The organism is Actinomadura sp. NBRC 104412, from assembly GCF_030269515.1.
GTDB lineage: Bacteria > Actinomycetota > Actinomycetes > Streptosporangiales > Streptosporangiaceae > Spirillospora.
Genome location: NZ_BSTM01000009.1, coordinates 80653 through 101034, shown reverse-complemented (window position 1 = coordinate 101034; position 20382 = coordinate 80653). Strand labels below are relative to the sequence as shown.

16 protein-coding genes and 1 pseudogene are annotated in these 20382 nt (G+C 74.1%); 11 read left to right on the top strand and 6 right to left on the bottom strand.

What is annotated here, in order from left to right:
- Window positions 1-62: 62 nt before the first annotated feature.
- Window positions 63-881 (bottom strand): SWIM zinc finger family protein, encoded by an 819-nt coding sequence (locus tag QSK21_RS13905; protein ID WP_285696090.1) that lies wholly within the window; start codon window positions 879-881, stop codon window positions 63-65.
- A 43-nt stretch (window positions 882-924) separates the two neighbouring features.
- Complete coding sequence (locus QSK21_RS13900) at window positions 925-3915, bottom strand: DEAD/DEAH box helicase (RefSeq protein WP_285696089.1); 2991 nt, start codon at window positions 3913-3915, stop codon at window positions 925-927.
- 155 nt (window positions 3916-4070) lie between these two features.
- Here QSK21_RS13900 and QSK21_RS13895 point away from each other — a divergent pair, with 155 nt between their 5' ends.
- Window positions 4071-4850, top strand: coding sequence for an enoyl-CoA hydratase/isomerase family protein (locus tag QSK21_RS13895; protein WP_285696088.1), 780 nt, complete (start codon window positions 4071-4073; stop codon window positions 4848-4850).
- Between the two features lie 9 nt (window positions 4851-4859).
- On the opposite strand, the gene QSK21_RS13890 is transcribed toward QSK21_RS13895, so the two are convergent.
- On the bottom strand, window positions 4860-5267 hold the full coding sequence (locus QSK21_RS13890; RefSeq protein ID WP_285696086.1) for a winged helix-turn-helix transcriptional regulator: 408 nt from the start codon (window positions 5265-5267) through the stop codon (window positions 4860-4862).
- Window positions 5268-5334: 67 nt separating this feature from the next.
- Here QSK21_RS13890 and QSK21_RS13885 point away from each other — a divergent pair, with 67 nt between their 5' ends.
- The 9 genes and pseudogenes from QSK21_RS13885 to QSK21_RS13845 form a co-directional block, all read left to right on the top strand.
- Window positions 5335-6024: an NADPH-dependent F420 reductase gene (locus tag QSK21_RS13885; RefSeq protein WP_285696085.1), complete on the top strand. Its 690-nt coding sequence runs from the start codon at window positions 5335-5337 to the stop codon at window positions 6022-6024.
- A 51-nt stretch (window positions 6025-6075) separates the two neighbouring features.
- Window positions 6076-6843: an SDR family NAD(P)-dependent oxidoreductase gene (locus tag QSK21_RS13880; RefSeq protein WP_285696083.1), complete on the top strand. Its 768-nt coding sequence runs from the start codon at window positions 6076-6078 to the stop codon at window positions 6841-6843.
- A gap of 57 nt (window positions 6844-6900) precedes the next feature.
- Window positions 6901-7755, top strand: coding sequence for a serine/threonine-protein kinase (locus tag QSK21_RS13875; protein ID WP_285696082.1), 855 nt, complete (start codon window positions 6901-6903; stop codon window positions 7753-7755).
- 32 nt (window positions 7756-7787) lie between these two features.
- Window positions 7788-9749 (top strand): serine/threonine-protein kinase, encoded by a 1962-nt coding sequence (locus QSK21_RS13870; protein WP_285696081.1) that lies wholly within the window; start codon window positions 7788-7790, stop codon window positions 9747-9749.
- 248 nt (window positions 9750-9997) lie between these two features.
- Window positions 9998-10777 carry an electron transfer flavoprotein subunit beta/FixA family protein gene (locus tag QSK21_RS13865; RefSeq protein WP_285696080.1) on the top strand — a complete coding sequence of 260 codons (780 nt, stop codon included), beginning with the start codon at window positions 9998-10000 and terminating at the stop codon, window positions 10775-10777.
- Window positions 10778-10799: 22 nt separating this feature from the next.
- Window positions 10800-11750: an electron transfer flavoprotein subunit alpha/FixB family protein gene (locus QSK21_RS13860; RefSeq protein ID WP_285696079.1), complete on the top strand. Its 951-nt coding sequence runs from the start codon at window positions 10800-10802 to the stop codon at window positions 11748-11750.
- Between the two features lie 243 nt (window positions 11751-11993).
- Window positions 11994-13022 (top strand): AAA family ATPase, encoded by a 1029-nt coding sequence (locus QSK21_RS13855; RefSeq protein WP_285696078.1) that lies wholly within the window; start codon window positions 11994-11996, stop codon window positions 13020-13022.
- 53 nt (window positions 13023-13075) lie between these two features.
- Entirely contained in the window at window positions 13076-14086 is a 1011-nt protein-coding gene (locus QSK21_RS13850; protein ID WP_285696076.1) for a DUF58 domain-containing protein, read from the top strand.
- Window positions 14083-15618, top strand: a pseudogene (locus QSK21_RS13845) (transglutaminase TgpA family protein); the annotation flags it as partial. The gene QSK21_RS13850 and the pseudogene QSK21_RS13845, both read left to right, overlap by 4 nt.
- Window positions 15619-16077: 459 nt before the next feature.
- Here QSK21_RS13845 and QSK21_RS13840 read toward each other — a convergent pair.
- A complete protein-coding gene (locus QSK21_RS13840; protein ID WP_285696075.1) occupies window positions 16078-17277 on the bottom strand; it encodes an MFS transporter in 1200 nt (399 codons plus the stop codon).
- Window positions 17278-17381: 104 nt separating this feature from the next.
- Window positions 17382-17903: a TetR/AcrR family transcriptional regulator gene (locus QSK21_RS13835; RefSeq protein WP_285696074.1), complete on the bottom strand. Its 522-nt coding sequence runs from the start codon at window positions 17901-17903 to the stop codon at window positions 17382-17384.
- A 103-nt stretch (window positions 17904-18006) separates the two neighbouring features.
- Between QSK21_RS13835 and QSK21_RS13830 the strand changes: the two genes are divergently transcribed.
- A complete protein-coding gene (locus tag QSK21_RS13830; RefSeq protein ID WP_285696262.1) occupies window positions 18007-19161 on the top strand; it encodes a cysteine desulfurase family protein in 1155 nt (384 codons plus the stop codon).
- Window positions 19162-19224: 63 nt separating this feature from the next.
- Here the strand turns inward: QSK21_RS13830 and QSK21_RS13825 are convergent, their stop codons facing one another.
- Window positions 19225-20313 (bottom strand): DUF695 domain-containing protein, encoded by a 1089-nt coding sequence (locus QSK21_RS13825; RefSeq protein ID WP_285696073.1) that lies wholly within the window; start codon window positions 20311-20313, stop codon window positions 19225-19227.
- Window positions 20314-20382 lie beyond the last annotated feature (69 nt).

Sequence of the window (20382 nt, the reverse complement as noted above, 5' to 3'; positions counted from 1 at the left end):
ATCGCAACACCATGATGAGCGATCGCAGGATCATGACAGGGCGGCGGGCGACCGCGCGCCGATCAGCCCTCGGGATCGGGACGGTGCTCGGCGGCGAGGGCCTCGTAGGCGGGGGCGAGGACGTCCGTGAGCGCCCTGCGGCGCACCTTGATCGGGGGAGGCGCGGCCACGCGCAGGACGAAGCCGGGCGGCACGGGCGGGGCGGGACGCCTGCTCCGCAGGCCCGCCAGGCCGGACGGAGGCGTCCAGAAACCGGCGGCCGTCAGCGGCTCGGGCTCCATCTCCAGCGGGTCGGGCGCCGCGCCGGGCTTGCGCCGCAACGCGGCCAGCAGCCGTTCCTTGGTGCGGCCGTTCCACGCCAGGATCAGGAACGGGTCGTCGTCGAACGCCTCCGCCAACAGGTACAGGACGGCCGCGGCGTGCTTGCACGGGTCGCCCCAGTCGGGGCAACTGCACATCATGTGGAGGTCTTCCGCGGCGCCGGGGAACAGCGTCAGGCCGAGCTCGGCGAACACCCACTCGATCTCCGGGGGCATCTCGCCCGCCAGCAGCCGGGCACGGAACACCGCCCGCGAGGCCAGCTCCTCCTCGGCCCTGCGCCACCCCGACTCGGGGATCGCCTCGATGTTCAGCGTCACCTCGTAGGGCTCCTCGGCCGAGCCCTGCACGCGGGCGGACACCTCGTACCGCTCGACGCGCAGGTCGATCACCTGGCCCTTGCGGGCGTAGGCGCGTCCCCGCGCCATCCGTCCCGCGTCCGCGAACGACTCGACCAGGTCGATGAACCGGCGCGACCACCATGTCGCGCCGATCGAGCCGCGCCGCGTCCGCGCCTTGATGCCGTCCGCCTCGATCGGCGGCCTCCACAGGGAGCCGTCCATCAGCGTGCCTCCCGGCGGGGCGGCCCTCCGGATCCGCCCGGGGTCATCGGCTCACCGCCTCCGGCGACAGCCGCAGCACGTCGCGCAGCTCCGCGACCGACAGCTCGGTGAGCCACTCCTCGCCGGTGCCGACGATCGACTCCGCGAGGGCCTTCTTGCGCTCGATCATCTCGTCCACCCGTTCCTCCATGGTGCCGACGCAGATGAACTTGCGGACCTGGACGTTGCGGGTCTGCCCGATGCGGAACGCGCGGTCGGTCGCCTGGTCCTCGACCGCGGGGTTCCACCAGCGGTCGACGTGCACCACGTGGTTGGCGGCCGTGAGCGTCAGCCCGGTGCCCGCCGCCTTCAGCGACAGCAGGAAGATCGACGGCTCGGCGTCCTCCTGGAAGCGCCGCACCAGCTCGTCCCGTTCGGCCCTTGACGTGCCGCCGTGCAACCACAGCACCGGGCGTTCGAGCCGGGCCTCCAGGTAGGGCCGCAGCATCGTCCCGAACTCCGCGTACTGCGTGAACACCAGGGCCTTCTCGCCCTGTTCCAGGATCTCCGCGCAGATCTCCTCCAGCCGCTCCAGCTTGCCGGAGCGGCCGCGCAGCCGGGACCCGTCCTTCAGCAGGTGGGCGGGGTGGTTGCAGACCTGCTTGAGCTTGGCCATCGTCGCCAGCACCAGCCCGCGCCGCTGCCCCTCGTCGCTCTCGGCTATCCGGGCGAGCATGTCGTCCAGCGTCGCCTGGTAGAGCGACGCCTGCTCGGTGGTGAGGTTGCAGTAGACCTTGATCTCCTGCTTCTCCGGCAGATCCGAGATGATCGACCTGTCGGTCTTGAGGCGGCGCAGGACGAACGGCCCGGTCGCCCGGCGCAGCGCCATCGCCGCCCGCTCGTCGCCCTCCCGCTCGATCGGCACGGCGTACCGCTCACGGAACGCCCGCCGCGGCCCCAGCAGGCCGGGATTGGCGAACTCCATGATCGACCACAGCTCGGTGAGATGGTTCTCCACCGGCGTCCCGGTCAGCGCGATCCGCGTCCGCGCCGGGATGCTCCGCACGGCGCGGGCCTGCCGCGTCCCGCTGTTCTTGAGCGCCTGCGCCTCGTCGCACACCACCCGGCGCCAGTCGACGCGGGCCAGGGACTCGGCGTCGCGCGCCGCCGTCCCGTACGTGGTGAGGACCAGGTCGGCCCGTTCGGCGGCCTCCACCAGCCGGTCGTCGCGGTGCCGGCCCGTGCCGTGGTGGACGTACACGCGCAGCTTGGGCGTGAACCGCGCCGCCTCCCGCTGCCAGTTCCCGACGAGCGACATCGGGACGATCGCCAGCGTCGGGCCGGGCTCGCCGCCGTCCCGCCGCTCATGGACGAGCAGCGAAAGGACCGAGAGCGTCTTGCCCAGCCCCATGTCGTCGGCCAGCAGCGCGCCGAGGCCGAGCCCGTCCATGAACGCCAGCCAGGCCAGGCCGCGCTCCTGGTACGGGCGCAGCCGCGCCTCCACCCCCGCGGGGGTCGGGATCGGGACGAGGCGGCGGTCGGACTCGCCGCTGAGCAGGTCGCCGAAGGTGCCGTCGGCGTCCACCTCGGTGAGGGGCAGGTCCTCGTCGCCCGCGTGGATCACCGCGCGCATCGCCTCGGCGGCGGTCATGGCGCCGTGGCGTGGGCGGCGCAGGAAGTCGAGCGCGGCCTGAAGCTGCCGCTCGTCCAGCTCGACCCACCGGCCGCGCAGGCGCACGAGCGGGGTCTTGAGACGGGCCAGCTCCTCCAGCTCGGCCTCGTCGACGGTGTCGTCGCCGATCGCCAGGTCCCAGCGGAAGTCGACCATGCCCTTCAGGTCGAAGCCCGACGAGGCGGCGGCGCCGGAGCCCTCGCCGTCCTGGGAGCGGGTGGTGAGCCTCATGCCGAGCCTGGCCTTGCCCGCCCACTGGGGGAGCAGGACGCCGAACCCGGCGGCCGACAGCAGCGGCGCCGCCTGCCGCAGGAACCGGAACGCGCCCGCGGTGTCGAGACGCAGCCCGGACGGGGTCGGCGTGTCCAGCGCGGGCCCGAGGTCGGGGAAGAGGCGCAGCGCGCGCCCCAGCCCGGCGAGCAGGGTCTCCTCGGCGTCGGCGACCGAGGCGGCCTCCCCGGCCCACATCATCTCGGCCGGCACGTACAGGCTCGGGTCCTCGGTGCCCTGGAGGGCGAACTCCACCCGCCAGGTCTCGGCGTCCTCCTCCGGCTCCGGCTCGGCCAGCCGGAAGCAGACGCGCAGCGGGCCGCCGGGGCGGCGCGCGGCGGCGGCCCAGGCGTCCAGCTCGGCGATCAGGTCGTCGGGATCGTCGCCCGGCTCGCGCGCCACCGCAGGGGACGGGCCGGTGAGGGCCTCCACCCAGCGCTCGGCGAGCGGCAGCAGGTCGGGGACCCGGCCGCGCCTGGGCGGCAGCAGCGGGTGCGGGACGGTGCCGCGCACGGCCGTGTCGACCAGCCCGCACAGGGCCTCGCGCAGCACGTCGGCGGCGGGCCGTCCCCCATCGGCGGCGCGGCACGCGGACGGCATGGCCCGCACCAGTTCCCGCAGCCGGGCCGCGTCGTCGAGGACGGGGCGCCAGCGGGCGACCAGATCGCCGTCCTCGCGCAGCAGGGCGGGCAGCACCCGCCCGCGCTCCGCGAGGTGGACGGCCTCGTCCGCCAGCAGGCACAGGAACCGCAGGTCCGCCCCGGGCACCACGTCGCCCGCGTCCTCGGCCGCCTGGAGCAGCGCCATCGCCGGGAACGCCTCCAGGACCAGCGCGGGCACGCGCCACTCGCGCAGCTCCGGCTCGCCCATGCCGGGCCGTGACCCGAGCTCGGCGGACGGGCACGGCCGCCCGCCCGCGGTCGGGAGCGTCATCGCCAGCTCGACCCGTGCCGCGCCTCTCACCAGGGGCTCGTACGACGTGCCGGAGAAGTCCCGCGTCGCGAACGGATGAGCCGGGAGCGGCCCGGATCCGTCACCGGGATGGTAGGGGCCGGTGCGTTCGGCCCACACGCACAACGCCCCGTAATGCCAGGTGGCGTGCGCGACGAGCATGAAAGGAGTCTTCCGGACGGACTGTTGGGACGGCCGCTCCAGAAGCTACCAGTGGGGTCTGACAGCCTCCGGCGGAACGGGGGAGGCTAGGCTCTGGTGGTCGCCTGTAGCGGTGGTCGCCTGCAGGGGTACGGAGCGGACTTGTGGAGGGCGCCGTGGAGTTCGTACGGGTCGAGGTGGCGGACGGGATCGGGACGATCCGGCTTGACCGGCCGAAGATGAACGCCCTCAACGCGCAGATGCAGCGCGAGCTGATCGAGGCGTCCCGCGAGGTCACCCAGGACGACCAGGTCAGCGCGGTCATCCTCTACGGCGGCGAGAAGGTGTTCGCGGCGGGCGCGGACATCAAGGAGATGGCCGAGATGTCGTACGCGGAGATGGCCGGCATGCACTCCCGCCTGCTGCAGGACTTCGCCAAGGCGCTGGCCGGGATCCCCAAGCCGGTGATCGCCGCGGTCAACGGGTACGCGCTGGGCGGCGGCCTGGAGGTCGCGCTGTGCGCCGACTTCCGGGTGGCGGGCGAGGGCGCCAAGGTGGGCCAGCCGGAGATCCAGCTCGGCATCATCCCGGGCGCGGGCGGCACCCAGCGGCTGTCCCGCCTGATCGGCCCGGCCCGCGCGAAGGACCTGGTCTTCTCGGGACGGCATGTGCCCGCGTCCGAGGCCCTGGAGATCGGTCTGGTCGACAAGGTGGTGCCGGACGCCGAGGTCTACGCCGCCGCGAGGGAGTGGGCGGCCCGCTTCGTCGGCGGCCCCGCGATCGCGCTGCGCGCCGCCAAGCAGGCCATCGACGCGGGCTGGGAGGTCGACCTGGGCACCGCCCTGGAGATCGAGCGCACCCAGTTCGCCGCCCTGTTCTCCACCGAGGACCAGAAGAACGGCATGCGCAGCTTCATCGAGCACGGCCCGGGCAAGGCCGAGTTCACCGGCCGCTGACCCCTGTCCTCAGGACGCCTCGGCCTGTTCCCGCGCCTCCCGAGCCTCCTGCGCCCGCAGGACGTCGTCGGCGTACAGTTCGGCCCAGCGGCCGAGCGCGAAGATCGGCTCCAGGAGGCCGCGTCCGGGAGCGGTCAGCTCGTACTCCACGCGGGGCGGCGCCTCGGCATAGCGGCGCCGGACGACCAGGCCGTTGTGCTCCAGACGGCGCAGCGTGTCGGTGAGCACCTTGTGGCTGATCCCACCGATGCGCTCGCGCAGCTCCCCTGGGCGCAGCGGCCTCTCGCGCAGCGCGTACAGGACGACGCTCGTCCAGGTGCCGCCCAGCAGGTCGAAGCCGAGCCGCGCCTGGCAGTCGGCGATGTACGAAGGCTCGACGCTCATCATCCCGTCCATCCTGGCCCGCCCGTTACGCACCGGGAGGTGCGTAACGGAACGCCTAGCGTCCCCTCGAAACGTAACCGACGGGAACGGCGGGCCGAAGATGCGGATCGGAGTTCTGGGAGCCGGGAACATGGCGGACGCCCTCGCGACCCAGTGGGCGCGCAAGGGTCATGAGGTGACGATCGGGGCGCGTACGCCGGAGAAGGCGGCCGTCCTCGCGGGGCGGATCGGGCACGGCGCGCGGTCGGGCGGGCTGCGGGAGGCCGCCGAGTCCGGCGAGGTGGTCCTGCTGGCCGTCTGGTACGAGGGCATCGAGGAGGCGCTGGGCCGGGCGGGCGCGGCGGACGGCGCCCTCGAAGGCCGTGTGCTCATCGACTGCGTCAACGCGACCTCGCCCCCGGCGTTCACGCTCAAGACGGGCGGCGGTCCGTCGGTGGCCCAGCGGGTCGCCGCGCTGGCGCCGGGGGCGCGGGTGGTGAAGGCGTTCAACCTCTGCCACGAGAGCGTGTGGCGGCTGACGCCTCCGGCGTTCGGCGGGCGGCCTCTGGGCGTCCCCCTATGCGCGGACGACGCCGACGCTCTGGCGACGGTCGAGCGCCTGGTGACGGAGATGGGGTGCGAGCCCTTGCACGGGGGCGGGCTGGAACGGGCCGGTCTGCTCGAGGCGACGGCGGCCTTCGCGCTCGGCGTCTACTTCGGCGGTGCGCGGCCTGGCGACCCCAGGGCGATGTTCCCGCCGTTCGAGATCGCCACCGGCGGGATTGGACCGGTCGCAACCGAATCAGTGTGATTCGTGTGGCGTTACCCCTGTGAGTGGTTGAAATCGCTAACATCTCGCGCCATGCGACAGGCGTACCGCACCGCGCTGGTCACCGGCGCCTCCAGCGGCATCGGGGAGAGCTTCGCGCGGGCGCTGGCCGGCCGCGGCGCCGACCTGGTGATCGTGGCCCGGCGGGCCGAGCGGCTGGACGAGCTGGCCAGGGAGCTGGTGGAGCGGTACGGAGTCGCGGTGGAGGTGGTCGCGGCCGACCTCACCGACCCCGTCGAACGCGGCGAGGTGGAGCGGCGGCTTCGCGAGGACCCGGTGGAGCTGCTGGTCAACAACGCCGGGTACGGGGCGTTCGGCGCGTTCGCCGACGCGGCGCTGGACGACCAGCTCCGCCAGGTCGAGCTGAACGTGGTCGCGCTGGTGCGGCTCACCCACGCCGCGCTGCCCTCGATGATCGAGCGGGGACGCGGTGGCGTGCTGAACGTGGCGTCGATGGCCGCGTTCGCCCCCTCGCCCGGCAGCGCCACCTACGGCGCGACCAAGGCGTACGTGGCGGCGTTCTCCGAGAGCGTGCACGCCGAAGTGGCGGGCAAGGGCGTGCATGTGACGGCGCTGTGCCCCGGCTTCACCCGTACCGACGAGGAGTCGGAGGCGGGTCTGATGTGGCTGCGCCGCGCCGACGTCGCGCGGGCGGGTCTGGACGCGGTGTCCGCCGGGCGCGCGCTGTGCGTGCCGGGCGCCCAGTACAAGGCGGCGTTCCCGGCGTTGCGGATGCTGCCCAGGCCGCTGCTGAGGGCGGCGGCGAGCCGGATGTGGCACCAGGCCGCCGGCTCCCGGTGATCGGCATCACCGGGATCTGACCAGAACGTATGCCTTCTTGGCGGCGTCAAAGGTGGTATGGGGACCCATCGGCGCCTGGGCGGGTATCGGCTGCTGGACGAGATCGGCCGCGGCACCACCTCCGTCGTCCACCTGGGGATGGACCCCACCGGACGTGAGGTCGCCGTCAAGGAGCTGCTTCCGCAGTTCGAGGCCGACCCGGACGGGCGGCGCAGGCTGGCCCGGGAGATGGCGGTGCAGTCCCGGGTGCGCAGCCCCTACGTCGCGCGCCTCATCGACGGCGAGGTGAACGCCGCCCGCCCGTACGTGGTGATGGAGTACGTGGTGGGCCAGCCGCTCAGCGGGCTGGTGGAGCAGTACGGCCCGTACACGGGCGACCGGCTGTCCAGGCTGGCGCGGCGGCTGGTGCTCGGGCTGGCGGCGGTGCACGACGCGGGTGTCCTACACCGCGACGTGGCGCCCAAGAACGTGATCGTGCTCGGCGACCGGCCGACGCTGATCGACTTCGGGATCGCGCACGAGGCCGGGGCCGAGCAGGTCACCCGGCCGGGCATCGTGGCGGGCACCCCTGCCTACCTGGCCCCCGAGCTGATCGAGGGGGAGCAGGCCACCGCCGCCTCCGACGTGTTCTCATGGGCGGCCACCGTCGCCTACGCCGCGACCGGGCGCTCCCCGTTCGGGACGGGCTCCCTGCACGGCGTCTGCTTCCGTATTCTGCGTGGGGATGCCGACCTGGCCGGGATCGGCGAGCCGCTGGCCTCGCTGCTTCCGCTGGGGTTGCGGCGCGAACCGTCCCGGCGTCCCACGGCCCGCTGGTTCGCGGGCGCGCTGGCGGACGGCGATCCGGGCGGGCGTCCGAGCGGAGGGTCCGAGGGCGAGGCGACGTCATCCGGGGGAGTGATGGCGGCGTGACCAGTACCGGCGAAGATAGGGTTTCGTAAACGATGAAGGGAGCCGTCACGTCCGAGGACCGTATAGGCCACTACCGCGTCCTGGAGACCCTAGGGGAGGGCGGGATGGGCGTCGTGTACCTCGGCGCCGACCCCGAGGACCGCAAGGTGGCCATCAAGGTGCTGCGGCCCGCCGTCGCGGGCGACGCCACGGCGCGCCGCCGGCTCGCCCGCGAGGTCGACTCGATGCGCCGGGTGCACAGCCCGCACGTCGCCGAGATCCTCGACGCCGACGTCACCGCCGACCAGCCCTACATCGTGACGCAGTACGTGCCGGGCCGCACCCTGGAGGAGGTCGTCGAGGAGGGCGGCCCGATGTACGGGTCCGCGCTGCAGCGGCTGGCGGTGGGGCTGGCCTCGGCGCTGTCGGCGATCCACGGCGCCGGGATCGTGCACCGCGACCTCAAGCCCGGCAACGTGATGCTGGTGGACACCGAGCCGGTCGTCATCGACTTCGGCATCGCGCAGGGCGTGGACGCGACCCGGCTGACCGCGACCGGGATGGTGATCGGCACCCCCGGCTATCTGGCCCCGGAGATCATCGACGGGGAGGACGCGGGCGCGCCGTCGGACGTGCACGCCTGGGCGGGGACGGTCGCCTACGCCGCCACCGGCAGGCCGCCGTTCGGGTCGGGGACCTTCGAGTCCATCTTCTACAAGATCATGTCGGGCACGCCGGACCTGGACGGGGTGCCCGAGGCGCTGCTGCCGGTGCTGCGCTCGGCGATGGCCCGCAACCCGGCCGAGCGGCCCACCGCGGTCAACCTGGTGCAGCTCACCAGGAGGATCCACGTCGAGGCGACGATCACCGACTCGACCCGGGTGGACGACCACTTCACGCTGCCTGACCGCACGTCCCCGCAGCTTCCGCCCCAGCCGGAGCCGCAGCCGCAGGGCCGGGCGCGGACGTTGTCGCTGCCGCCGTCGTCCTCGCAGGACGTGCCGACGCGCGACGACGATCCCTCCGGCACCAGGCTCGACCCGGCGGCCGCGGCGGCCGAGGCACCCGTCCCGCCGCCGCCCGCGCCCGTTCCCGCCCCCGCGCCGTCCCAGCCCAAGGACTTCAAGGGCCTGCTGCCCCCGGCGGCGCCGCCTCCCGTCCCGCCGCCGGCCCCTGGCCCGTACCAGAGCGGGACGGGCTGGTACGACCAGCAGCAAGGCGCCTATGCCCCGTACCAGCAGCCGCAGCAGGCGCCCCCTGCGCCACCGGCACCCGCGCCCGCACCGGCGCCCGCGCCGTACGACCCGTACGGGCGCGGGACGCAGCCGCGTCCCGCCGACCAGTACCGCCCGGCCGAGCGTCCGGGTGAGCGTCCCGGTGACGCGGCGGGCTCCAAGCCCTACGGCTGGTTCCGCGTGCTCGGGTTCATCGTCCTGGTGGCGCTGCTGGGCTTCGCGAACATCGCGCCGCTGCTGGCCGTGGCCGTCACCGTGATCGGCACGCTGGTGCTGCGGATGGGCGACAAGGCCGCGAAGGGCATGGAGAGCAAGCGCACCCGGCGCGGCCCGCGTTCGGGTGACGCGATGGCGGCGGCGTTCAAGGCGCCGCTGCACCTGCCCGGCGCGCTCTTCATGACGCTGCTGCTGGCGTCGCTGGCGAGCCTGGCCGGGCTGGTCCTGCTCGGGGTGCTGATGGCCGCCGACCCCGGCATGTCGGCCTCGCGGGCGATCGCGTACTCGGCGATGGCGGTGATCGTGCTGCTGTGCCTGGCGCCCGGCAGCGGCGCGCCGCGCCGCCAGCTCGCCAGGGTGTGGGGCGCGGTCCTGCCGAACGGAGGCGCGGCGGCGGGCGCCGCCCTGGTCCTCGGGATCTTCGCGGCGGTGCTGGTCGCGCTGTCGCAGCAGCAGCCGCCCGACACCACCCCCTTGGACGGCGCGGGCCAGGACCTGGAGGAGCTGCGGTCCGACATCCGCGACCTGGTCGGCGGGGACCTCATCCCGTACGTGAGCTTCTGAACCGCGCCCGGCCGGTCCGCTCCGTGCCCCGGGCGCGGTTTGGACGGTTGGCTACCGCCGGGTAACATTTGGCCCCACGGCCGAAACAGGGACCCGGTCACGGCGGCGGGAGCGGGTGTTTGGCAGGCTGTGGAGGCCAAGGTGCATTTGAGTACCGCGTCTCAGTACCGCGTCGGCCCGCCCGGGGCGGCGCCCCTCCGCCGCTCCCCCAAGCGGCCCGAAGAGTGCAGGGAGGTCGGCCACCGGCCATGAACATCGTCGTCCTGGTGAAGCAGGTTCCCGACACCGAGAGCCCGCGCAGGCTCAAGTCCGACGACAGCACGCTCGACCGTGCCGCCGCGGACGGTGTCATCAACGAGCTCGACGAGTACGCCATCGAGGAGGCGCTGCGCGTCAAGGAGGCCCACGGCGGCGAGGTCACCGTCGTCACGATGGGCCCCGACAAGGCGACCGACTCGATCCGCAAGGCACTGGCGATGGGCGCCGACAAGGCCGTCCACCTCGTCGACGACGCCCTGAGCGGCTCCGACGCGCTGCAGACCTCGTACGCCATCCAGCAGGTGCTCGGCCGCACCGGGTTCGACCTGGTGATCCTGGGCTCGGAGTCCACCGACGCGCGCACCGGCGTGCTGGCCGCGATGCTGGCCGAGCGGCTGGGCGTCCCGCAGCTCTCGCTGGCCAACAAGGTCGAGATCGACGGCACCGCCATCAGGATCCAGCGGCAGACCGACTACGGCTTCGACCGCGTCGAGGCGAGCCTGCCCGCGGTGGTCAGCGTCGTGGAGAAGATCAACGAGCCGCGCTACCCGTCCTTCAAGGGGATCATGGCGGCCAAGAAGAAGCCGGTCGAGACGCTGTCGGTCGCCGACGCCGGGATCGACGCGGGTCGGGTCGGCCTGGCGGCGGCCGCGACCACGGTGGTCGACTTCGCCGAGGCGCCGCCGCGCGAGCAGGGGCAGATCGTCACCGACGAGGGCGACGGCGGCGTGAAGATCGCCGAGTTCCTCGCGTCGAAGAAGTTCGTCTGAGCGGGGAAGGGAAGCACGGACAATGGCTGAGATCCTCGTGCTCGTCGACCAGGTCGACGGTGAGGTCAAGAAGGTCACCCTCGAGCTGCTGACGCTGGCCGGCCGGCTCGGCGAGCCGGCGGCGGTGTGGGTCGGTCCCGGCTACGAGGGCGCCAAGGACAGGCTGGCCGAGCACGGCGCCGCCAAGGTGTACGTGGCCGCCGACGAGGAGCTGAACTCCTACGTCGTCGCGCCCAAGGCGGCGCTGCTGGCGCAGTTGGTGAACGAGAAGTCCCCCGCCGCGGTGCTCGTGCCGGCCACCCCGGAGGGCAAGGAGGTCGCCGGGCGGCTCGCGGTCAGGACCGGCTCGGGCGTGCTCACCGACGTCGTGGACGTCGCCGAGGGCTTCGTCGCCGAGCACTCCATCTTCGGCGGCGGCGTCATCGCGCACGCCAAGGTGACGACCGGCACGCCGATCATCGCGGTGCGGCCGAACTCGGTGGCGCCCGAGGCCAACCCGGTGACGCCCGCGGAGGAGCAGGTCTCGGTCGCGCTGTCCGACGCCGACCGGGCCGCGAAGATCGTGGAGCGGGTCGTGCAGGAGAAGGGCGAGCGCCCGGACCTGACCGAGGCCGCGATCGTGGTCTCCGGCGGCCGCGGGGTCGGGGGCGCGGAGAACTTCTCCATCATCGAGGCCCTGGCCGACTCGCTCGGCGGCGCGGTCGGCGCGTCCCGCGCCGCGACCGACGCCGGCTGGTACCCGCACCAGTTCCAGGTGGGCCAGACGGGCAAGACCGTGTCGCCGCAGCTCTACATCGCGGTCGGGATCTCCGGCGCGATCCAGCACCGGGCCGGCATGCAGACCTCCAAGACGATCGTCGCCATCAACAAGGACCCCGAGGCGCCGATCTTCGAGCTGGTCGACTTCGGTGTGGTCGGCGACCTTTTCCAGGTCGCGCCGCAGCTCACCGAGGAGATCACCAAGCGGAAGTGACCGACTCCGGGTGAAGCCGGGCGAAACGGCCGGGATGCATGACCATCCCGGCCGTTAGTCTTTCCTGCGATCCGGGGGTTTTTAGGTGGTTTTTCGTTCCCGCTGGGAAGACTGCGATCGGCGGTGCCGGTCGGCCGTCGGAATGGCATGTTCCACGCCATATCCGGCACCGCGGTTGGAACAGTGCGGCGCCTCACCGGCGTTGTGAGTGCGAGCGGTGGACCGCCGGACCCCAAGGGAGCCATGGAAGCCATTCCCGAGCACAACGGACACTCTCGTACCGCGCCGCACGGGCGGCTGTCGCCGGCGCCGAGGCCGAGGCCGATCACCCCGCGCGAGCGGGTCCCGCTGACGGTGGACGAGGTCGCCGCTCTGGGCGACAGACTGCGCGCCGGAATCCTCGGCGCGGTACGGATGCCCGCCGAGGTCTTAGAGATCGTCCTGGCCACCGTGCTGGCCGGGGGCCATCTGCTGGTGGAGGATTACCCGGGCGTCGGCAAGACGCAGCTCGCCCGCAGCCTGGCGCGTACCCTCGACGGCCGGTTCACCCGCGTGCAGGCCACCGTCGACCTGCTGCCCGCCGACATCGTCGGCGCGAACGTGTGGCGCGCCGACCTCGGCGAGTTCGAGTTCCGTCCCGGCCCGGTGTTCGCCAACGTCGTGCTGGTGGACGAGATCAACCGGGCCACCCCCAAGACCCAGTCGGGGCTGCTGGAGGCGATGGAGGAGCGGCAGGTCACCGTGGACGGCGAGAGCCGACCGCTGCCGTCCCCCATGGTGTTGATCGCCACGCAGAACCCGGCCGCCGGGTACGACGGCACCTATCCGCTGCCGCCCGCGCAGCTCGACCGCTTCCTGTCACTGATCTCCCTGGGCTACCCGTCCGCCGAGCAGGAGATGGAGTTGCTGCGCGCGGGCCCCGAGCCGGCCGCCGAGGCGGTGACCGACCCCGAGCGGCTGCTGGCCGCGCAGGAGTGCGTCGCCGCCGTGCACGCCGCCGACCCGCTGCTGCGTTACATCGTCGACCTGCTGACCGCGACCCGCGAGCATCCGCTCGCCGAGGTCGGCGCCAGTCCCCGCGCCGGGCTGCTCCTGCTGGCGGCGGCGCGGGCGCGCGCCGCGCTCAACGGCCGCTCCTTCGTGCTGCCCGACGACGTCCAGGCCCTCGCGGTGCCCGTCCTCGCGCACCGGCTGCAACGCACCGCCGCCGCCCCGGCCACCGCGGCACTGGAGATCGTCGAGGACGCCGTCCGGCGGGTCCGCGCCCGATGACGGTCGCGCGGGAGGGGGCCCGCCGGTGGTTACCGCGGTGGCGGTCCGCGCGTGTGTCGGGGCACTGGGCGCTGTGGCTGGTGGCGGCGGGGACCCTGGCCACGCTCGCGGGCGCGCTGCCCTCGCTGACGCTGTTCACCCTGGCCGCCGGGCTCGTCCTGACCGTGGTGGGCGCCTGCGCCATCACCGTCGCGGCGGCGCTGCGGCTGTCGATCTCGCGTTCGGTCCCGGCGCGGGAGGCGAACGAGGGCGAGCCGGTCAGGCTGCACTTCACCGTCCGGCTGCCGCGCTGGGTACCCGCCCGGGTGGAGGTGCTGACCGCGCCCGGCGGCTGGGTTCCGCTGGCCGAGGACGGCGGCACCGTCGAGCTGTTCGTCGAGCGGCGCGGCGCGCATCTGCTCGAGCCGTCCAAGGTCCGGGTGGGCGACCCGTTCGGCGTCGTGCGCTGGCGGCTGTCGGCGGGCGTTCCCGAGCCGGTGCTGATCCTGCCCGAGATCGGGGTGGACCTGCCGATCACCCCGCCGCTCGGCGCCCGCGCCGACGACCTGGAACCGGACGGGCTGCGCCCCTACGTCCCCGGCAGCCCGACCAGCCGGATCCACTGGGCGTCTCTGGCGCGCGGCGGTGAGCTCCAGGAACGGCGGATGATCACACCGCCGACCGGGCTGCCGCTGGTGATCGTCGACACCTCGGGCGGCGCCGACCCGCGCGCCGTCGACTGGGTGGCGCGCGCCGCCGCCGGGTGCGTGCTGTCGCTGGCCCGCGGCGGCGGCTGCGAGGTGCTGCTGCCCGGCGTGCCGCACCCGATGGCCGCGGTGGACGAGCCGTCCTGGCGCGCCGTGCACCGCCGGCTGGCGCTCCTGGACGCCGACCGGTCCGGGCCCGTGCCCGTCCCGCCCGCCGGCCGGGTGTCCTCGGTCATCCGGGTGCCGGCCGGGCTGGACCTGGGCCCGCCGCTTCCCGCTCCGCCTCCCGGCGTCGTCCCGATGCCGCCGTCCGCCGCCGAGGAGCTGGTCGAGGCCCTGAGCGGGCGGCCGAGCAGAAGGGAGCATCTGGTCGCATGAGAGCGTTGGCGCTGCTCCTGGCGGCGGGGGTGACGCTGGCGGCGTGGATGCCGCTGCTCGGCTCGCGCGTGCTGTGGGCCGCGCCGCTCGTCGCGCTCGTGGCCGCCTGCCTCGCGGTACGGCGCTTCCCCGGCCGGCTCGGCCTCGGCGCCCTCGCGGTGTGGGTGCCGGCGGCCCCGCTCGCGGGCGGCGCCCCGGCGGGCTGGCTGTGGCCCCGCTCATGGGACACTTTGGTGTTCGCGCTGTCGGACGGCGTGCGCGAGCTGGGCCTGCTCGTCCCGGGCGAACGGGCCGGCGACACCGGCACCCGTTCGGTGTGGCTGCTCGGCGCGGGCGCCATCTACCTGGGCGTCGCCGCGCTCGCCGCTCCCCGCGAGGCGGGACGGCTGCGGTCCGGCACGGCGTTCGCGATGCTGGCCGTCCCCTGGGTGGTGGCCGCCGCGATCCGGCAGACCGACGAGTCCACCTGGCCCGGCGCGGTGCTGCTGGTGGCGGGCATGTTGTGGTTCGCGCCGCGCCGCGCGGTCATCCCCGTGCTGTCCCTGGGCACGTCCGCGGCGGTGGTCGCCTCGTTCGTCGCGCAGTCGTTCGGCCCGCGCTCGCAGTGGCTGGACTTCGACGACATGGTCGGGCGCGAGGAGCAGTTCTCCACCCTCAACACCCGCCAGTCCTACGGCCCGATCACCGACCGCCGCACCGGCGCCACCATGCTGGAGATCACCTCGCCGCGTCCCGCGCTGTGGCGGATGCAGGTGCTGGAGCGGTACGGATTCCGCGGCTGGGAGGCGGGCGGCGGCGTCATCCGTCCCAGACTGCCCGAGCCCGCCGCCGAGCCGGTCGACATCGAGGTGCGGGTGCGCGGGCTGCGCGACTCCCAGGTGGTATCCCCTGGACGCGTCCGCAAGGTGGAGGCGCGGGGCCGGGTCGACTCGATGGCCGGGGAGTCGCTGCGGATCATCCCGCAGCCCAGGCAGGACGACGTGTACCGGGTGCAGGCGGACATGGTCCGCGCCGACCCGGCGGAGCTGCGGGCCGCGCCGCCGCCCACCGATCCGCGGCTGGAGGCGTACACCAACCTGTGGTACCGGTGGGGCGGCGAGCGGCTCGCCGGGCGCCTGGGCCAGTACGGCATGGCGCCCGACACCTCGCCGGGCGTGGACCGGTTCCTGCGGCGCGTCCCGGAGATGCAGCAGGTGATCGACATCGCCCGGCAGCTGTCCGCGGGCGCGACCTCGCAGTACGAGGTGGTGCGGCGCGTCGAGGACTACCTGACCAAGGGCGGGCGCTTCACGTACTCCACCGACGTGGAGCACACCATCGGGTTCCCGCTCGTGGAATTCCTGCTGGAGTCGCGCACCGGCTACTGCCAGCACTTCGCCGGCGCCGCCGCGCTGCTGCTGCGGCTGGCGGGCGTCCCGACGCGGGTGGTCGCGGGCTTCGCCACCGGCAAGCCGGAGGACGGGCTCTACAAGGTCCGCGACACCGACGCGCACGCCTGGATCGAGGTGTACTTCCAGGACATCGGGTGGGTGCCGTTCGACCCCACCCCGGCCGCGGACGCCCAGGTGGCGCCCGAGGTGGACCCGCTGTCGCCGCCCCCGGCCAAGGGGCCGGGCCGCATGGCGCTGGCCGGTCCCTCCGTCGCCCTCTCGCTGGTCCTGGCGGCCGCGATCGGCATCGTGTTGCGGCGGCGCTCACGGCGTTCCCGCGGGCACGGCGACGAACTGCTGGAACGCCTCGTCCTGCGAACGGGCGGCACGGTCACGCCCGCCACCACGCTGGGCGAGCTGAGCGTCCAGCTCCGCCGGATCGGTCCGCACGTCGCGCAGATCGCGGCCGACGCCGAACGGTCCCGGTACGCGCAGGACGCGCCGCCGGGGCATACCCGGAGGCGCGTCGTCGGCGCGTTGATCGCCGATGTCGGGACGCCGCGGGCCTTGACGCTTCTGGCCACGTCCGCCATGCCCAGGGCCGGCACGGGTCCGGCGGGGCTAGGCCGCGGCGGGCTCGGGCTCCTCGGCGGCGGGCTCGGCCACCGGGACGGTGACGTCCCGCGCCGGTCCGAGCGGGACGTACCGGGAGCCCAGCGCGATGAGCAGCGCCAGCACGACGGTCACGCCGACGCCCACGCGCAGTGACGTGGCGTCCGCCAGGAAGCCGATCACGACGGGGCCGAGCAGCAGCCCGCCGTACCCCATGGCGCCCACCTGGGCGATCGCGGCCGAGGAGCGTCCCGGCGCGGCGGTCCCGGCGAGCGAGATCATGGTCGGGACGACGGTGCAGACGACCAGCCCGGTCACGAAGAACCCGGCGAGGGCCGGCGGCGCCGCCGGTGCCAGCACCACCGCGGCCATGCTCACCGCGGTGCCGATCCCGGCGGCGGTGAGCAGGCGGCGGGTGCCGATCCTGGCCCGTACGTGGTCGCCCCCCAGCCGGCCGATCAGCATCGCCAGCTCGAACATCGGGTAGCCGAGCGCGGCCAGCGCGTGGGAGGCGCCCAGCTCCTCATGCAGCAGCAGGCCGCTCCAGTCCGCGATCGAGCCCTCCAGCATGAACGCGATGAGCGCGAGCACGCCGACCAGGTACACCGCGGCCGGGAGGCGGGCGGCGCGGCGGCCGTTCCCCGGCGGCGTGGCGGCGGCGGGCTCGGGCAGGAAGGTCGGGCCGAGCGCCACCCCGGCGGGCAGCGTCAGCAGCCCCACGGACAGCACCGTCGCGGTGAAGCCGAGCCCCGCGGCGGCGGTGGCGACGCCGAGCAGGCCGCCGGCCATCGCGCCGACGCACCACCCCGCGTGCATCCCGTTCAGGACGGGCCGCCGGTACGCCTGCTCGACCACGCTGCCCTGCGCGTTCATCGCGATGTCGGTGATCCCGAAGGCCATGCCGAACAGCGCGACGGCCACCAGCAGCGACCAGTAGGACGGGGCCACCGCGACCAGCGCGAAGGAGAGGGAGGTGAGCGGCAGCGCGGCCGTCAGGGAGGCGCGGCTGCCGGCCCGCGCCATCACCGAGCGCAGCCCCCGCATGGCGACGATCGCGCCGAGGCCCCAGACGAGGACGACGATGCCGATCTCGCTCTCGCCCGCGTCGAACTTGGCGGCCAGCGCCGGCATGCGGGCCACCCACACCCCGGTGAGCAACCCCGCCAGGGCGAAGGTCAGGAACGTTCCGAGACGGGCGCGGAACAGCAACGGTTCACCTCTTTCTCGCTCTTCGGTGGTGCCGGGCACGTCGGCCCGAGGGGCTGTGAACCCGCGGGGGGACGCGGGGGACGCGGGGACGCCGCCAGGGGCCGTCAGCGCCGGGACAGTGCCAGCAGCCGTTGTTTCAGGGCGTCGAGCTGCGCGGCGTCGTACAGCTCGGGCGCGTGGCTCACCACTTCCCAGAGCCCTTCCGCCGCCAGCCGGACGACCATCGCGGTCACCGGGTCGGGTTCGTCCCCGGGCGGGCTCGCGTGCCAGCGCCTCATCGCCTCGTTCAGCGGCGCCGCGACCTCGGGATCGGTCGCCGCGGCCGTGATGGCGGACCATCGCCGGTAGGCGCGCGCCTCCCCGGTGAGGATCTCGAAGGTCGCCTCCACATAGGCCCGCGCGTACGAGCCGGGCGTGCCGTCGTCGTAACCGGCGACCAGCGCGTCGAATTCCTCGATCACCCGCGCGACCAGACCCTTGATCAGGGCCTCCTTGGTCGGGAAGTGGTAGAGCAGCCCTCCCTTGCTGACGCCGGCGCGGTCCGCGACCGCGGTGAGCGTCAGCGCCTGCGTGCCCTGCTCCGACAGCAGGGCCTCCGCGGCGTCGAGGAGGGCGTCCTTCTTCACCCGCTTACTGTACCGGCCGGACGGTACAGTAAGCAAACCTCGGCGCCCGCGCGACCTCCCGCGCCCGAAGCCCCGGGCGGCGCGATATACCGTTGAGCGCGTGGTGACTTACCTCGATCACGCGGCGACCACCCCGATGCTGCCGGAGGCCATCGAGGCGATGACGGCGGAGCTGGGGGTGCTCGGGAACCCCTCCTCGCTGCACGCCATGGGCCGGCGGGCCCGCAGGGTGGTGGAGGAGTCCCGTGAGATCATCGCCGACGCGTTCGGCGCCAGGCCCAGCGAGGTGGTGTTCACCTCCGGCGGCACGGAGGCGGACAACCTGGCGATCAAGGGCGTGTACTGGGCGCGGCGCGCCGCCGACCCGTCCAGGACCCGGATCCTGGCCGGCGCGGCCGAGCACCACGCCGTCCTGGACACGGTGGCGTGGCTGGCCGAGCACGAGGGCGCCCGAGTCGACTGGATCCCGGTGGACGGGCTGGGCCGGGTCGAGCCGGACGCGCTGCGCGAGCTGATCGGGCCGGACGTGGCGTTGGTCACGGTGATGTGGGCCAACAACGAGGTCGGGACCGTGCAGCCGATCGCCGACCTGGCCGCGATCGCCCGCGAGCACGGCGTCCCGTTCCACACCGACGCCGTGCAGGCGGCGGGCCACCTGCCGGTCGGGCTGCACTCCAGCGGCGCGGACGCGGTCACCCTGAGCGGGCACAAGCTCGGCGGGCCGCTCGGCGTGGGGGCGCTGCTGCTGGGCAAGGGCGTCGACCCCGTCCCGGTCCTGCACGGCGGCGGGCAGGAGCGGGACGTGCGCTCCGGCACGCTGGACACGCCCGCCATCGCGGGGTTCGCCGCCGCCGTCCAGGCCGCCGTCGCGCGCCAGGAGCCGGAGGCGGAGCGGCTGGCGGGGCTGCGCGACCGGCTGATCGAGGCCGTGCTGGCGAGCGTGCCGGACGCGATCCTGAACGGCGACCCGTCCCGTCGGCTGCCGGGCAACGCCCACTTCTCGTTCCCCGGCTGCGAGGGCGACGCGCTGCTGATGCTGCTGGACGCGCGCGGCATCGCCTGCTCCACCGGCTCGGCCTGCTCCGCGGGGGTGTCCCAGCCGAGCCACGTCCTGCTCGCGATGGGCGCCGATCCGGCGCGTGCCCGGGGCTCGCTCCGCTTCAGCCTCGGCCACACCTCCACCGACGACGATGTGAAGGCCCTGGCCCAGGCCATCGGCCCCGTGGTCGAACGGGGCCGCCGCGCGGGCCTGTCCTAGCGCGTCACGGCCGGTAGTACCGCGTCACGGCCGGTAGTACTTCAGGGCTGGTCTGGTAGTACCTCAGGGCTGGTAGGGGGCGAGCGCGCGCCAGCCCGGGTCGCTGGTGGAGGCGACCTTGGCCTTGCCCTCGCCCCAGCTCGCGGCGAGCTGGTCCAGCTCGGCGATCACCCCGGAGTCCGGGTCGGCGTACAGGTGGAACACCCGCAGCCCGTCGCCGGTCTCGCGTACCGCGAGCACCGCGCGGTCGCCCAGCGCGGCCAGCTTCTTCTCGAACGTGCGCAGCGCGGACGACGAGGGGTCGACCGGCAGCCGGTCGGGGTTGCTGTGCCGGTACGGGACGGAGATCGCCACGTGCAGGTCGCACAGCGGGTAGTCCTGGCGGTGCAGCGGGAACCGCGCGCCCAGCCGCGCCGGGTGCCCGCGCGGGGTGCGTCCCTCGCCGGTCAGCCAGGTCGGCTCCTCGAACGGCTCGGCGATCTGCTCCACCACCGCGCGCAGCATCGCGGGCGGCAGCGCGTCCACCGGCGCCTCCGTCGCGATCGTGACCTCGCCGATCCAGCGCGCCACGTCGTCCTCGCCCATGGACCAGTCCAGCACGTGCCGCGCGACCTGGAGCTGCTGCTCCTCCGACACGAACAGGAAGTCCGGGTGGTAGGCGGAGATGTGCACGCGGGCCCGCGCGGTGTCGGCGCGCATGCCGAGCTTGACGTAGTCGAGGTCGAACTCGTGGTCGCCCAGGACCAGCTTGTGCTCCAGCATCTCCGGGTCGGGCTGCCGCGCCGGGTGGAACCGCCACCCGTGCGCCGCGTCGCCGCTCGGCGCCGCCCGCACCCAGCGCTCGGTCAGCCCGCGCAGCTCGGGGTCGCCGCCACCGGTGAGCGTCAGGACGGCGCCGTCGCCGTCCCCGCCACCGATCTCCCACTGCAACGCCGGGTGGATCCTGTGGACCCGGTGCGTCAGCTCCTCCACGATCGGGGCGGGCAGCCCGTCGGCGTGGTGCTCGCCCTCCGCGGCGGGACCGGCGCCCGCCTCCGGGGCGTTGATCGACGCTTCGATGTCGGGGCGCCTTCGCTCCCACCACTCCCAGAAGTCGCTGATCGACGCGGGCGTGGCGGCGGACGCCTCTCGGGGACGGCGGAAGATTCCCATAGCGGGCTCATCGTACGCGGAGACCGGCCGGAAACAGCGCAGCGACCGGTCACTTCCAACGCCTACAGT